We start from the raw sequence: 14,712 nt of genomic DNA on the forward strand, positions 1-14,712 counted from the left end.
GATTATTCCTCCTTTACATAGGGATAAAATGGCTTGCCCCAATCTTCATCGGGATTGTCCAGCATGACGGCAAGAATAAGCGGTACACATTGCTGCAAGATAGCGCAACCGTCGCGTAACTGCTTACGGTTGGCCGAACTGTTATACGTCGCACCGCCGTGCAGGATCTGATTACGCAAGGTATAGAGGCGATCAAAAACGATCAGCAAAACGCCATTCGTGTCTTTATTGGCAAGCGCTGTTTTGGCTTTTTGCTTGGCACGGGCAAAATCCTCTTCCCAGACGCTTTCACTGATTTTTCCGTTATGAAAGTTCCAAAACGGCTGAAAGACATAGCGATTCTCCAACAGCAAACGAATGCTGCCGGAAAAGGTTTCCCACACTAGCCGATAAATACGCTGCTCTTTATCCAGGCGACAAACTGTGTGCAAAAATTGACGAAAAGCCGTGCGGTCTGATAATTGCATTCCCGCCTCCATTTCTTTGGCATAAGCGGCATTGAAGGCTATCCATAGGGTGATGAAGCGAATATCGTCATCTGCTTCACTTGCTTCCGCTTTTTTCAGCCAGCTAATGCTGCGATAAATACGCAGGCGCAGCGCTTCTGAATATTGCTCCTTATTTTTTATAAATGTTTGCTGTAATTCCTGGCTATTCATGATGATCTCTCCTGTTTAAGAGAAGGGATATGGCATTATCCATTTCCTGTTCTGCTTTTCTGTCAATTAGGCTTTCTGCTAATTGTTGGTTCGCCTGCCGTTTCTGGTGCAGCAGCGCTAATGTAGAAGATACTTGTCCCACTTGCTGCATGGCATCTTGATAACCACGTTGCTGTAAAACTTTTATTTTTTCTTCCGAGAAATTGAACATAGCCGAGAATCCCATATCCAAATCAGCACTTGGCCGGATTTCGATTATGGTGGCTTGCGGGAAATCGCCACGATGGAACAGCGTTCCCTGATTCAGATGGCAGGCAATGATATGTGTGCAACCAGCATTTTCTATTAGCGGCGTGATGGGGATATTGCCCTGTTCACGTATATAGCCACCCTGACCGCCATCGGTATAGCGGTTCCCTTCCATGTCATAGCGGGATTTGAATAAAAACGGTATAGCAGCCGATGCCAATAGGGCATTTTTCTGCTCATCTTCCGACAATGACTGGATATGCTTAAACTCAGATGCTCTATTTTCACTTCCGAAAACGCCAGCCTGAGCGAGAGCAAGCAACTCTTTGAGATAATTTTCTTGCCTGAATACAGAAACATATAAAGGAATGGAATGTTGTAGATGTGCAAGATCCAGAAATTTCTCCATCATTTCCAGTAATGGCTTATCTTCCAAAAGAGCCGAATCAGCCGTTTGCAGGAACTCTGCAAGCTGGTTCATTCCCGCTTTGCGCGCGAGTTTTGCCGCTGGGATACGCCAGTCAGACAAGGCTGTAGCCATTGCAGCGGGTACCTTGCCCATCTTCAATCCGGCGGAAACAAGTACAGCTATGTACACGGCTGCACGCACAGCGATGCTATCTTTACTTGTGGCGACACGCAGGGGCTTTAGGTGTGAAATTTGGCTCCACAGAGTGGTCAAGCGCTCGGCACCGGTTCGAAGGTCGGGCGCCGATGCCAGCACCGCCCCATTTAATGCGCCGATGCTTGCACCGGCGATGGCATCCACCTGAATGCCCTTTGCCAACAGTGCTCGCATTACACCCGCTTGATAAGCGCCTTTCGCGCCACCACCGGCGAGTACTAGTCCCGTTTTTATCATGCGGCACGCTCCTTGAACATTTCATGTGTCATCTGCTCGCTAACCATCCCAATGCTCATCATATGGCGGGTAGCGCGGCGATTCTCCTCGCGCTCTTTTTCATCCAATAGCGCCCATTGGGTCGCGACGAAATTCACGGGAAAACTGCGCGGGTTGTGCCAGGTCCAATCGCCCTGATATTGCAGATAGGGTAATAATTCTTGCGCTTGCTGTTTATCAGGCAATGCCAGCCAGTCATCACGGTGCAGGTCTTTATTATTATCAAAGAGTTGCAAATCACGACGTAAGCGAGTCGTTATTTTATTCTTCAAAGTCTCCAATAAAGAGGCAGTTTCTGCCTTATTGCCTTTTTGCATATGAACATTGAAATTTCCCCAATAAAGTGCATCCAGAACAGCATAGCATTTCCCCATAGGGCTTAAATGATCCAGAGTACCCGCTTCCCATCGGCTTATCATCTCATCCATTTGTCTTTCTGCCATGACGGATAATTTCAGATCCACCAGTTCTTTTGTCAAGCAGGACACATTATTGGCAAGGCTGTCGAGATTATCCCGGATAGCAATGGTTTCTCTGGTGAGTAAAGCGATATTGCTATATGCCTTTTTCAATCCCTGATCGAGCTGATGCAGCACCATGACATGATGACCGATATCCTGGCTGATTTCGCTCAACCAGGCACTAACACCTTCCAGGCTTGCGATGAAATTGCTATTGATATCATCCTGCCGCTTGCGGGATACACCTGATAATCCATCTCTGATTCTGGAAAAAAGGTCATGCCGTTTTCTCTGCGCGGTATTCAGCTCTTTTGCAACAGATAGACCATTGATAGTATCAGTAATCTGTTTATCAGTAAGGAAGGGAATGCAGTCTGCAACAAGCTGCTGAAATGAAGTATCATCATTTGGCATTGTAAGAAATTCCAAAAACGTTAAAGAGTTGCTGTGCACGTGGTTTAATTTGCTCATGCTGTCTGATTAAATCCTCAACCTGTCTATGAAGTGCTTCCATTTCGGTTTTATTGACTTGAGAGACTTTTATGGTTTCCTCAATCTCTTTCACTATTTCTGACACAGTATCTCTTACTTTGGAAATATACCGATCAATGTAATTCTTACTATAATCTGTCAAGCTACTTTCAATGTTATTCCTTATTTTTCCAAAAACATTATGCTCAAGATAATGATAGATATGCTGAGTAATGCTACCTTTCGAATCGCAGTAATGGGTTACTTCAATTTCATCATAACCATAGTTACCAAAGGTAATCCAGCGGAGAGGTGCGTAATACCATCCTTTACTTTCCCTTCTTTCTTTTTTTGTATAGGTTTTTGCTGTCCGTTCATAATAAACAGCATCCGTATTGATTTCTTTATAATTGATGGCTGGCGGGATGGCAATAATTAAATCCAGACCTTTTCCCGAGAAATTTTTCCTGATGGTGTTAACCTCTTCCTGGCAGTCGCTGGATGCTACTTCCAAATAGGAGGCGATTGTTTCATAGCCTTTGCTGACAAGGTCGCGGGCATCACCGTTCACAGATTTTGCTAAATCTTGCAGAATGGTCGTCATCGCCTTGGTAAAGCTGTCTTTTTGTTGCGACGAGCTGAAGTTCAGCTCATCCCTACCACCGTTATTCAGGATTCTTTTTAACTCTTCCAGTTCTTTTTTCTTTTTAGCATTGAGATTCCACAAGAAGACCCTGGTATGTTTTAATTCCTCTTTAAGCTTTTCCTCTTCTTCTTTCAAGTAGTCTGTAATTCTACCATTCATCAAGTCACTTATTTGCTGCTGTGCAGTCTTCTGTAATTCATCGGTTCTGGTTTTTATTACTAAGGATTCTTCTTCAATTATAGTATTTATTTTAGACTTAATTTTCTTCTCAATGTCTTTTATTGCTTGGGTACTATGAATGGCTTCCTGTATTTCTTTATTAAGATGTTCAATTTCTGCTTCTGTTGCCTGTGTGATTTTTGAAATCTCGGCAACATCGTTGTATTGGGCAAATAATTCTTTTATTTTCTGCAAGGTTGAAGTGATTGCCAACAGTGGGGATTGCTGGTTGTTTTTATCAATAGCATTAGTAATCAGCTGCATCATGCCACTTGCTGCCAAGATATCTTGTGCATCGTCTTGGATTTCTTCGGAACTCTTGCTATCCCATAAATTTGCATAGCGCCTACCATAGGCGATATCAGCAAAATCATGTACCCAACCTGTATTAAGAGCTGGTTTATGACCTGTAATTTTTATTTCATTCATAATACGATGTGCAAGAAAAGCTTCCTTGGCAGATACTGTAAAGATATTATCTTTTTCTATTCTTTCTTCTAACAAGTTATTAAAGACAAATTTTATAGTTGTTTCTTTATCATCAGAATTCGAATCTTTTCCATCAAATTTATTTACCAAAACAAATAGTTGGCTCTTATCTATTCCACCTAATGATTGTATCTGTTCACGGATATTCTGTTCAGATTTAGAATTTAACTGGCCGTAATCCAGTACGAGTAATACAGCAGAGCAGCGTTTCAGTTGTTCCGTCAAGATTCCGGCAAGTTCCGGTTGTTGCGCTTCATTCGGCCCCGGGGTATCGAGCAATGCCAGATGGCCCCCTTTATCTTGGGCATTTTGCAGATAGGAAAACTCCACTTCAATAACGGGCAGAGTATCGAATTCACGATAGGCCGCATAGGGGAATGTTAGATTGGTTTCCAAGGATTCATTAAGGACTTTAGCGAGGCGCGCCAGGTCATTCAGGCGTTTAAGGCAATCAAAGATTTTATCTTCACCATGATAGGTATCTGAAAATTCCATGTGCTGCCTGATATCTTCTATCAATGGCAAGAGGTTTTTATTTTCTTTCAACTCGGGATGCTCTTTAAGCGTTTCATCGTGATTTTGTAACAGAATATTACGGATTTCTCCGATAAAGGTATTTATGGCATCAGGGTTGAACTTGAGTTCGGGCTCTGTTTTCCCAGACGTATGGCGGATAAGGGTAGGCAGGGTCGTCATCGGGCGGTTGCGATTCGGCATGATTTCGCGCCCGACGATGGCATTGATGGTGGTCGATTTTCCGGCTTTCATGGTGCCAACGACGGCAAGCACCACGTCAAAGTTTTTCAGTTTCTGGATTTCACCTTGGAAAATAGTTTGATCTTCTAATATGCGTTCCGGTGAAAGTCCCGATTCGCTTTTCACAGACTCTTTTGAAACGCTTTCTGTGTTTTTCGGTTGGTTAATTTTATTGCGTTCTTTTAGATAATCAGCAATTTTATCTAGTAATTCATGCTGTTCTTCCAGAACATTAACCAAATCATCGCGGTAGCCTTGCAATTCTTTTAAGGTCAGTTGGCTTTTTTGACCCATTTTGGGTCTCCTATTGTGTCAAGGGTTAAAGTGTATAAGTGGGCGGTTTGTCCACTTCGTTATCAAGCATGATAACCGAGGTCAGCGTCAGGTTGAGTCGCTTGTAATCTGCCGCGTGCTTTTTGTGCCTCCGCCGCCTGTTTCAAGCATTTTCCCTGCCAAGCGCGGCATCCACGGGCATTTTCTCCACATCCCATATTTCGTCCCCGAATTTGGCCAGCCACCAGTCCAGCATGGCGCTGTCCACCACGGTGCCGCGGATGCGGTAGTGCTCGGCGTCGGCGGCGAGGATTTGCTGGTCGGCGGCGAGCGGGGTTTCGGTGAGGTGGTAGCCCGCGCTGTGGCTGATGTTGAAGGTGAGGCGGATTTTTCTGCCGCGTCCGAAGCCGAAGGCGGCATCGTCCAGGTGTTGTTGCAGGCGGAAATCGGCGGGGCGGGTGAAGGTCATGGTGGAGATTTTGGCGGCGAGGATGCGGTGCAGGGCGAGGTGGCGCGTGTCGTGGTAGCCGTCGAAGCGGACGACGAGGTAGGTCGCGGGGCCTTGCTGGACGAGGGCGAGCGGCATGACGCGTGCGGTTTTGCGTTGCGCTTTCTGGTTTTGGTAATCGACTTCCAGCCAGCGGTTCTGATAGAGCGCGCTGCTGACGGCGGTGAAGACGGCATCGTCTATCGGCGCGGGCAGGAGCGGCTGCGCGGTGGGGACGACGGCGACTTTGTCCAGCCATTGTTGTCCGGGTGTGGCGGCGGCGTGTGTGTCGAGGGTGCGCCGGGCCTGGGCGAAGAAGGGGGCGAGGGCGTGGTAGATGTTGGCGGGCAGCAGTCTTTGCAGTTGGCGGTCGGCGAGGAGCAGCAGCAGGGATTCGGCTTCGCTCATCGCCGGGATGTCGAGGCCGCGTGCTTCGTCTTTCCAGCGGTAGCCGTAGGGTTTGTTCTGGGTGTCGCGTTCGATGTCGAAGTGTGCGCAGAGGGTGTTCATGGTGCGTTGCACGCTGCGCTCGCTGCGGTCGTAGCCGAGGTCTTGCAGGCGGGCGTGGATTTCCTGCACGCTGGTTTTGCGCCGCTTGGGGATGCTGCGCAGGATGTGCAGGTAGAGCAGGGCGGTGCTGATGGCGTCTTCTTGCGGCATGGGGCGGTCCGGTGGTTGTGCGGGACAGGCATTATAGGGGCGGCGGCTCCGCTCGGGCGGTGCGCGGCGTCAGCGCTGCACGTTGCGCCAGTCTTTTTCGAAGTAGTGGACGAGGATTTGCGTGTTGAGGTAGTTCGGCTCGACATCGCGGCGCGCCATGTCCGGCGGGAAGCGGAACATTTCCGCCGCCGTCGCCGCCGTCAGGTAGCGCGTCGGCACGTCGAAGCGTTCCGGCACGGGGAATGCCGCTTGCCGCCCCGCCAGCACGAAGCCCCATTCGCCGAAGGACGGTACATAGACGTGGTATGGCGCGGTGGCGAGCCCCGCCGCTTCCAGGGTGGCAACCACCGACCAGTAGGCATGCGGTGCGAAATAGGGCGAGGTGGATTGCACGACGATGAGGCCGCCGTCTGTGAGGTGCCGCGCCACCTGGCGGTACATCGGCACGGAGTAGAGTTTGCCCAGCGAGAAGTTGGACGGGTCGGGCAGGTCGATGAGGATGACGTCAAACTGCTCGCTACTTTCTTCCAGCCATTGCGCGGCATCGGCGTTGATGACGCGCGTTTTCGGGTGCGTGAGCGCGCCGCCGTTCAGCGCGGTGAGCGTCGCCGAGGTGGCGAAGGTGCGGGTCATTTCGGCGTCGAGGTCAACCAGGGTCAGGCTTTGTACCTGCGGGTATTTCAGCACTTCACGCGCGGCAAGGCCGTCGCCGCCGCCGAGGATGAGGACGCGTTCGGCGCGCGCCGCCATCTGCATCGCGGGCAGCACCAGCGCTTCGTGGTAGCGCGCTTCGTCGCGCGAGGAGAATTGCAGGTTGCCATTGAGATAAAGGCGGGTGTCGTCCTTCCAGCGGGTGATGACGAGGCGCTGGTAGGGCGTGTGCCGCTCGTACACGATAGGGTCGCCGAAGTAGCTCTGCTCGGCGTGGAAGGTGATGCGGTCAGCATAGACGAAGGCGGCGGCAAGCGCGGCGAGGACGAGCAGAGCGCGGCGGCGCAAGGCGGCATAACGCGGCAGTTGCGCGCGGAAAATACGCGCGGTGAGCAGGGCGACGGCGGCGTTCAGAAGACCAAAGAGCAGCGCCGAGCGCGCCATGCCGAGGCGCGGCGCGAGGACGAGCGGAAAGAGCAGGGAGACGGCGAGTGCGCCGAGGTAGTCGAAGGTGAGCACACGCGCGACGAGGTCGGCAAAGGCGGCCTGCTCGCGGTGCAGGACGCGCATCACCAGCGGGATTTCCATGCCGACGATGATGCCGGTAATCAGTACAAAGGCGTACAGCAGGCTGCGGAACGGCGCGGCGGCAAGACCAAAAGCGACGAAGAGGAGGAGCGCGGAGAGGCCGCCGACGATGCCAACCAGCAGCTCGATTTCGATGAAGCGGGCAAGCGCGTCTTCGTCTTTGATGTAGCGGGTGAGGTGTGCGCCGATGCCCATCGCGAAGAGGTACAGGCCGATGATGCTGGAGAATTGCAGGATGCTGTCGCCAAGCAGATAACTGGCGAGCGCCGCCATGATGAGTTCGTAGGCGAGGCCGCAACTGGCGACGATGAAGACAGAGATGATGAGGGTGCGGTGGGATTTCATCCGGCGATTATAGAGGTTTATACGGCGGGGCTTTGTGCCTCCGTATTGATGCCGCTGGCGGGCCCGGTATTTACACCGCTTGACCATAACGAGCCAATCAGCCGGAAAACTGCCAGGCGGGGCAAACACCGGGCTCACGGGTTTTCACCATCCCAAAAATCGCCAAAGAACAAGCCCTTCCTACCGGGCAAGGGCTTGGTGTGGGCGGAAGAGGTTGCATATCCCGCCCGGCGGCCCAGTCTTCTTTAAGGAGGCAGGGCGTGCCGCCCATGTTGATGCTTTCCCCGGATGTCGTCGTACATCCGGTCATCTTTGAGCAGGGGGTAGTTTTTGTGGGTGAAGGCGAAGCGGTCGAGGCCGCCCCGGTATTGGTTTTCGCCGTGGTAGAGGACGGCCTCAATGCCGCCCGCCTTGACGCCCTGGTTCGCGGCGGTAACCCAGGGGAAGCCCCGGGTCTTCGTGGTGGCAGCTTGGGTTTCGCCTGACTCGGCTTTTGTCTCATCGGCGGCGGTCGTGCCGCTTGTACCGCGTTCTTGTCGCGCGGCGGCGATGAGGTGCATGGTGTCTTGTTCGTCGCGGCGGAAGAGGTCAAGGGCTTCTTCGGCATAGGCCTGGATGAGGCGGTTTTGCCCGCAGCTAGCGGGAAAGGCGGCGTTGTTGACGATCAGCGGCTTGCCTTCGATGTGCATGCGGCAGGTTGCGTTCACCATATTGCCGTGATTTTCAACCGTACCGCGCAGGATGATGTCGCCGATGTTGCCGCCATTTCGCCCGGCATCATTTTCAGCCGGTCGGCGGGGTTTTTGCCGCCATCGGCGGATGGGGTCGGGCACCATGACGAAGTAGCTACGCGAGCCAAGTATCGGCAGCGGCGTTTCGTCGCGGCGGCGCAGGCGTTAAGATAATCACGCGTCCACATGTTTCCCCAGCATTAGTCACGCTTTTGCGCATACTGCTGCGGAAAGTGCGGCGCAATTCCCCAACCCAAACAGGAGCCCTCATGAAAGCCGTTTTCCTTGACCGCAACACCTTCTCGCCATCCATCGAACTGCCTGCCCCGGAAGGCGTGACCGACTGGCAGGTGTTCGATGCCACCGCGAACGACACCGCGACCGTCGTCGCCCGTCTGCAAGGCGCGCAAATCGCCATCACCAACAAGGTCTTGATGACGCGCGACATCCTCGCGCAACTGCCCGATTTGCGCCTCATCCAGATTACCGCGACCGGCGTCAACAACGTCGATGCCGCCGCCTGCGAGGAACACGGCGTCAAGCTCTTCAACGTCGCCGGTTACTCGACCACTACCGTACCCGAACACACCTTCGCCATGATGCTGGCGGCGATGCGCGGCCTCCTGCCTTACCATCAGGCGGTCGTCAGCGGCGAGTGGCGGCGCGACGGCCGCTTCTGCCTGAACGAGCTGCCCATCCTTGACCTTCGCGGCAAAACGCTGGGCATCGTCGGCGTCGGCAATATCGGCAAACGGGTGACGGAAATCGCGCGCGTTTTCGGCATGCACGTCCTCTGGGCGGAACGCCGCCACGCCGCGCCGCGCTCGCCCGAATACACACCGTTCGATGAAGTTTTCGCCGCCGCCGACATCATCACCCTGCATTGCCCGCTCAACGACGCCTCCCATCATCTGCTCAATGCCGAAACCCTCGCCCTCTGCGCGCGCACCCCGCTCATCCTCAACATGGCGCGCGGCCCCGTCGCCGATGCCGCCGCCGTCGCGGAAGCCCTGAACAGCGGCAAAATCCTCGGCTACGCCAGCGACGTCTTCGCCGAAGAACCGCCGCCTGCCGACGACCCGCTGCTCAGTCTGCGCGAACATCCGCGCGTCATCTACACCCCGCACAACGCCTGGGCCAGCGTCGGCGCGCAGCAGGAATTGTGGCGCATCCTCATGACGCAGGTGAGCGCCTTCATCGGCGGCGTTTGAAACCGTTCTTTGCCACCATGCGCGGCGCTGCATTCCGAGCGCGGAAATATTGCCGGCAAATGAAAAAATAGAAACCTTCTCTGCTATCATGGCGCGCGTTTTACAGAGGAGAACTCCTAATGCGCCTATGGATAGCCGCTTGGCTGGCGGCTGCTGCGATAAGCGTTGCGCACACCGAAGATTACGAACTGGACGCGCCGGTCGTTACCGCGCGTCTGTACAGCAATGAAGCCGAACTCGTCCGCGAAGCGCGGGCAACCGTCAAACACGGCACACACCGCCTCATCGTCTCGCCGCTACTCAGCGACAACATCGCCGACGTCTCCCTCAGCATTGAAGGCGCGCGCCTCACCGGACAGGGCATGCGCCCGCTGCCCGCCCCGGACACCAGCGACCCGTTGCTGCAACAGGCCGATGCCGCCGAACAGGCGCTGACCATCACCCGCCAGACCATCGAAGACAACCGCGACATGAGCCGTGCCCTCATCCAGCGCCTGCAAAATCAGAACAGCACCGTTGACAACGTCCAGCGCCAGCTTGATGCGCTGGCGCGCGTGCGCGAAAAACTGCTGAAAACCGAGCGCGAACAGCAGGACGAACTGAAAAAGCTGCAAGAACAGCTCGCCTGGCAGAACAAAGGCCGCGACAGCCGCCAGTATGCGGGAATCTTCGACATATACAGCGACCACAGCGGCGAAGTTACCCTCACCCTGCGCGAACACACCAAGCGCGCCTACTGGCAGCCATACAGCGAATTCAGCCTGAACAGCGACACCGGCACCCTCGACATCCGCGCCTACGCCCAGGTTGTGCAGCAAAGCGGGCTGGACTGGCAGAACAGCAACATCGCCCTCTCCTTTGCCCCGCCGGATTACCGCGAACAGCCCGCCCTGCAAAGCGCCACCGTCGCCATTGCCGACCGCACCATCACCGCCCTCGTCGGCGAGAACGCGCCATTTTCCGCCAATACCGCCCTGCTCAAAGGCACCGTTTCCGCCACTGCCGCCACAAAAGCCGGCCAAAACGACAAAACGGCGGACGTTTCCATCTCCGGCGTCGATTTCGCCGTCAACATCCCCGGCAAGCACAATCTCGCCAGCTCGCGCGACCGCTACCAGCTCACCTACTGGCAAAACCGCAGCCACGCCAAACTGTACAGCGCCGCCTACGCCTGGATTGCGAGCAAGGCGCTCCTGATCGCCGAATGGCAGCAGCCGGACGGCCACGGCTTCTACCCCGGCAACGCCAGCTTCTTCCGCGACGGCAACCGCATCGGCAACCAGCGCCTTGACCGCCCGATGAACGCCAACAGCCGGCAAATCATGAGTTTCGGCGAAGATCCGCATATCGACGTCGCGTACAGCGTGCCGCCCGGCCACGTCGGCAACGGCCTCATCCTGCGCGACCGACTCGAACGCCGCCAGACCGTGACCCTGAGCAACCACGGCAAAACCGCGCGCAACGTCCGCCTCTACGCCCGCCTGCCGCTCGCGACCCAGCCCGACGTCCGCGTCGAAGCCAAATTCGCGCCCAAACCGGACGCCGAAAACGTCGATAACGTCAAAGGCATCGTCCTTTGGGAAAAAAACCTCGCGCACGGCGACAGCCTGCGCGTGGAAAACGGCTATGACATCCACTACCCCGAAGGGAAAAAACTCATCGGCATTGAGTGAGGCGGTTTTCCCGGCCGGCGCCCGGCGGCAAACCCCGTCCGTAAAGGCCCCGCTTATAGCGTTTCTTTGCCCCATGATTTGCCATCTTTCAATCATCAAGCGGAGCACACCATGCCAAACAAACGTCACATGATTCTCTGCTCGCTCGCCCTCTATGCCCTTTCCCTACTGCTGCCTGCGCTGGGCGGGCAGATCGGCTTGGCGTTGATGGGGATAAGCATCACTTTCGGCTGGCTGGCGCTTGCAGAGGGGATACTGCCCGTGCTGGGTGCTTACGCCAACCTGTTTTACTGGTGGGCGGCAGTGCAACTGCTGCGCGGCAAAGAACCGGTCACCGCTTCCCGGTTTTGCATGTGCCTTGCCGCATTCAGCCTGCTCGCACCACTCATGCGGGATGGCTTTGAATTTGCCGCCATCGGCTGGGGCGCACTGCTGTGGTTTGCCGCGCTGTGGCTGATGCGCCTGGCGGCAAGCACGGAAAACACCCCCGCAGCCCTGCGCCACGCCTGCAAAAAATGGGCGACAGCATCCGCCGCCATTGCCCTCGCGCTGTTCGCTTTTGGTCGCTGGCAATACCATGCCGCCAACGCCCAGCAGCGCGAGCAATATTTCCCCGCCGGCACCGTGTTCGCCTTTATGTGGCCCTCATCCCTGCCCTATATCGAGCCACCATCCTCCCTGCCCGCACCCGATAACGGCACCGCCGAATGGCTGGGCGGGCTGGAAATCTCCGCAGACAACCATCTGGCCTTCATTTCCGGCAACCTCAGAGAATACCGCCCGCCCAAGCGCTTCATCTACCGGGGCTATTTGATACAGGAATACTTCCACGAAGACGGCATCCTCTCCATCGCCCCCGCTGCCGCGCCCGCCGATTACCGCTACGGCTACCGCCCCGCCGAAGCAGGCGAGCAGGGTGAACAAATCCAGTTTATCCGGCAAGCAGACGGTCAAACCGTGTGGCAGGCGCCGGTGAAACGCGTGGAATTCGGGCAGTACCCCGATTACGGCATCATCATCCAGCGCTTGTGGCAGACCCCCCTATACACCGAAATCACCGCCTGGTTTGACGTAAACCCCGCGCAAACCTTCACTGAAGCCTGCCCCATCGAGCCATACAGTGCTCCGTTCAAACTGCACGCACCGCTGCAAATTGGCGGCAAAATCTATTCCGACAAATACCGCAGCCCGGTGGCCGAAAGCCGCATTCTGTGCAACGCAACGTACATCCTCTGGCTCAACGCCCCCGCATACCAAGCCTACGACGACAGCGTTGAGTTGAGCGCCGTGCTCATCCGCCGCCGCGATATGCTGCCGGTGGAAACCTATAAAGACTGGTGGCGCAGCAACCCAGCCCTCAAACAGGCCGCCGCCCGGCCGCAAGAATGGCTGGCCGGCATCAGCCGCATGGAAACCCGCCGCCGGAAAGAAAGCTACGGCCTGCAAGAGAGCGAGCTGGTGATTTACAGCGCGGATGGCGAATGGATAGTGCCCTAGGGTCTGTTGACACTCAGCATTGCGGCGGCTTTTTGCGGCAAAAACCCGCTGCGCAAGCCGAATGTCAACAGACCCTAGGATTTGTCGGGACTTGGTGCCTGGCCTGCGAAGCGGGCGCGGGCGTACTGAGCGGCAGAGCGGTTGTGGGCAGGCGGCCTGCGGGTTTGGGCCGGCGGGGTTGTCGCAGGCGGGGTCAGCGGGCTGTTATCAGGGATACAGGCGGTGCAGGCGGCAAAGTTCGTAGCGGCTGAGTTTGCCTCCGTGCTGGATGAAGTGGCGGACAATGGGGTTAAGGTATCGTTTTTTGCTGACGTCGAAAGTCAGCCCGGCGCGACTGAGGTGGGCGGTGATGGCGAGGCGCAGCAGCGGGTCACTTTGTGCGATGGTGTCGTGGGCACAGTGGCAGGCTGATGGTGAGCGGCATGGCAAGGAAACCGGCCAGGCCGCCACTGGTGATGACGGGGGATGGGCGCTTTGGCCGGTAGCGAGGGCGATGAGCGGCAGGAAGAAGAGGCCAGGCGGTCGGCAGCGGCGGTGCTTGTCCTGGAAACGGTTGGGCATGGCGGTCTCGTGGTGGGGATCGCGGCAATTGTAGCGGGCGGGTACTGTCTGCAATGTCACCAACCGGATCTGCCATGCGGCGTATTCGCCGGAATCCGGCAAGCGGCATCGTTGCCGTTTTGCCAAACGGCGTAAACGCCCGTGGCGCTGTGCTATTTGTCGGTGCGGGCGTTGGGCGGGGTGTAGGGGACGAGGGTGTCTATGGCTTGCAGCAGTTCGTGGATAGATGCGTCCTTGATGGCCGCTTCCAGTGCTTTCAGTTTGCCGCGCTCTTCGGGCGGGGCGGCAGCTTCCAGTTTGGCAAGGTTTTCGGCGAAACGGGCGCGGGCGAAGTTTTTTTGATCGGCGGGCGTTTGCCGGCTTTCTGCCGCCTTCATGAAAAGATAGGCAGTGAAGTTGTTTTTGTTGCCGTTGTCCGGTACGCCCTGAGCACGGGCGTAATGCAGCCCCAGTTCGTACAGCGCCTGGGCGTCGTCTTGTAATGCCGCCTGGCGCAGCCAGTACACCGCCTGCACGTCGTCTTTTGCCGTGCCGTCGCCGCTGCCGTACATCTGGCCGAGCAGGCGTTGCGCCTGGCGGTCGCCCTGCGTCGCGGCGATGCGGTAGTAGCCGATGGCTTTGCCGTAGTCGTGCCGCTCGTCGTTGCAGAAGGCGACGTTCGCAGCCCCTTTCGTGCCGCCCATTTTTTCGTAGGATTCTTCCATCATGCGGCAGCCTTTGGCGATGTCTTTGCGCACCCCGCGCCCTTCCATGTAGCCGATGCCGCCGTTGTTGAGCGCTTTGGGGTGGCCTTGCGCGGCGGCTTTGTCGAACCACGGCATGGCGTTTGCCCAGTCGTCCCGGTGCATGTAGTAACGCCCGACAAGGAATTGCGCCTCGGCATCGCCGGCTTCGGCTTGCTGCATGAGGGCGGCATCCGGCGGCGCTTCGGCTGCAACGGTAAGGGTGATGAGGGTCAGGCAGAGGGTGAGTAGGGGTTTGTGCATGGTGAATTCCTGTTGGGATTTAGCGGGTTCGCTGGTGGTGTTTTCTTGGCTGAGTGAATGGTGCTGTTTCTTTTTTGGCAGTACGCAGTCGTAGAAGAAACTGCGGTAGAACTCGTCAATTTACGGTGTGCCTTGGTTTTTTTTGCTGCAAGTGTGCTAACAAGAAGCTTACAACTACAACGAGATCAACGATGTGCT

Annotated in this window: 12 protein-coding genes; 3 read left to right on the forward strand and 9 right to left on the reverse strand. The window is 55.8% G+C overall.

Translation table 11 applies throughout. From position 1 onward, the window contains the following. Nucleotides 1-2: 2 nt before the first annotated feature. The 7 genes from Q0562_RS07950 to Q0562_RS07980 form a co-directional block, all read right to left on the reverse strand. A complete protein-coding gene (locus Q0562_RS07950; protein ID WP_298643288.1) occupies nucleotides 3-659 on the reverse strand; it encodes a HEPN domain-containing protein in 657 nt (218 codons plus the stop codon). Continuing rightward, nucleotides 652-1,770 carry a patatin-like phospholipase family protein gene (locus Q0562_RS07955; RefSeq protein ID WP_298643290.1) on the reverse strand — a complete coding sequence of 373 codons (1,119 nt, stop codon included), beginning with the start codon at nucleotides 1,768-1,770 and terminating at the stop codon, nucleotides 652-654. The genes Q0562_RS07950 and Q0562_RS07955 overlap by 8 nt, the downstream gene beginning before the upstream one ends. Next, nucleotides 1,767-2,684 (reverse strand): diguanylate cyclase regulator RdcB family protein, encoded by a 918-nt coding sequence (locus Q0562_RS07960; protein ID WP_298643292.1) that lies wholly within the window; start codon nucleotides 2,682-2,684, stop codon nucleotides 1,767-1,769. The genes Q0562_RS07955 and Q0562_RS07960 overlap by 4 nt, the downstream gene beginning before the upstream one ends. Continuing rightward, a complete protein-coding gene (locus Q0562_RS07965) occupies nucleotides 2,674-5,145 on the reverse strand; it encodes a dynamin family protein (RefSeq protein ID WP_298643294.1) in 2,472 nt (823 codons plus the stop codon). Before Q0562_RS07965 ends, Q0562_RS07960 begins: the two co-directional genes overlap by 11 nt. Nucleotides 5,146-5,287: 142 nt before the next feature. Then, nucleotides 5,288-6,271, reverse strand: a complete 984-nt coding sequence (locus Q0562_RS07970; protein ID WP_298643296.1) for a WYL domain-containing protein — start codon at nucleotides 6,269-6,271, stop codon at nucleotides 5,288-5,290. 69 nt (nucleotides 6,272-6,340) lie between these two features. Further along, nucleotides 6,341-7,855: a polyamine aminopropyltransferase gene (locus Q0562_RS07975; RefSeq protein WP_298643297.1), complete on the reverse strand. Its 1,515-nt coding sequence runs from the start codon at nucleotides 7,853-7,855 to the stop codon at nucleotides 6,341-6,343. A 245-nt stretch (nucleotides 7,856-8,100) separates the two neighbouring features. Then, nucleotides 8,101-8,691: a hypothetical protein gene (locus tag Q0562_RS07980; protein ID WP_298643299.1), complete on the reverse strand. Its 591-nt coding sequence runs from the start codon at nucleotides 8,689-8,691 to the stop codon at nucleotides 8,101-8,103. A 164-nt stretch (nucleotides 8,692-8,855) separates the two neighbouring features. On the opposite strand from Q0562_RS07980, the gene Q0562_RS07985 reads away from it, so the two are divergent. The 3 genes from Q0562_RS07985 (at nucleotide 8,856) to Q0562_RS07995 (ending at nucleotide 12,967) form a co-directional block, all read left to right on the forward strand. Next, the gene (locus Q0562_RS07985; RefSeq protein ID WP_298643300.1) at nucleotides 8,856-9,797 is read left to right on the forward strand and encodes a D-2-hydroxyacid dehydrogenase; all 942 of its coding nucleotides are present in this window, start codon (nucleotides 8,856-8,858) and stop codon (nucleotides 9,795-9,797) included. Between the two features lie 119 nt (nucleotides 9,798-9,916). Further along, nucleotides 9,917-11,470: a mucoidy inhibitor MuiA family protein gene (locus tag Q0562_RS07990; protein ID WP_298643302.1), complete on the forward strand. Its 1,554-nt coding sequence runs from the start codon at nucleotides 9,917-9,919 to the stop codon at nucleotides 11,468-11,470. Between the two features lie 111 nt (nucleotides 11,471-11,581). Beyond that, nucleotides 11,582-12,967 (forward strand): hypothetical protein, encoded by a 1,386-nt coding sequence (locus Q0562_RS07995; RefSeq protein ID WP_298643304.1) that lies wholly within the window; start codon nucleotides 11,582-11,584, stop codon nucleotides 12,965-12,967. A gap of 207 nt (nucleotides 12,968-13,174) precedes the next feature. On the opposite strand, the gene Q0562_RS08000 is transcribed toward Q0562_RS07995, so the two are convergent. Both Q0562_RS08000 and Q0562_RS08005 read right to left on the reverse strand, forming a co-directional pair. Continuing rightward, on the reverse strand, nucleotides 13,175-13,528 hold the full coding sequence (locus Q0562_RS08000; RefSeq protein ID WP_298643306.1) for a hypothetical protein: 354 nt from the start codon (nucleotides 13,526-13,528) through the stop codon (nucleotides 13,175-13,177). Between the two features lie 152 nt (nucleotides 13,529-13,680). Next, entirely contained in the window at nucleotides 13,681-14,514 is an 834-nt protein-coding gene (locus tag Q0562_RS08005) for a tetratricopeptide repeat protein (protein ID WP_298643307.1), read from the reverse strand. Nucleotides 14,515-14,712: the final 198 nt, after the last annotated feature.

The organism is uncultured Cardiobacterium sp., from assembly GCF_938028825.1.
Taxonomy (GTDB): domain Bacteria; phylum Pseudomonadota; class Gammaproteobacteria; order Cardiobacteriales; family Cardiobacteriaceae; genus Cardiobacterium.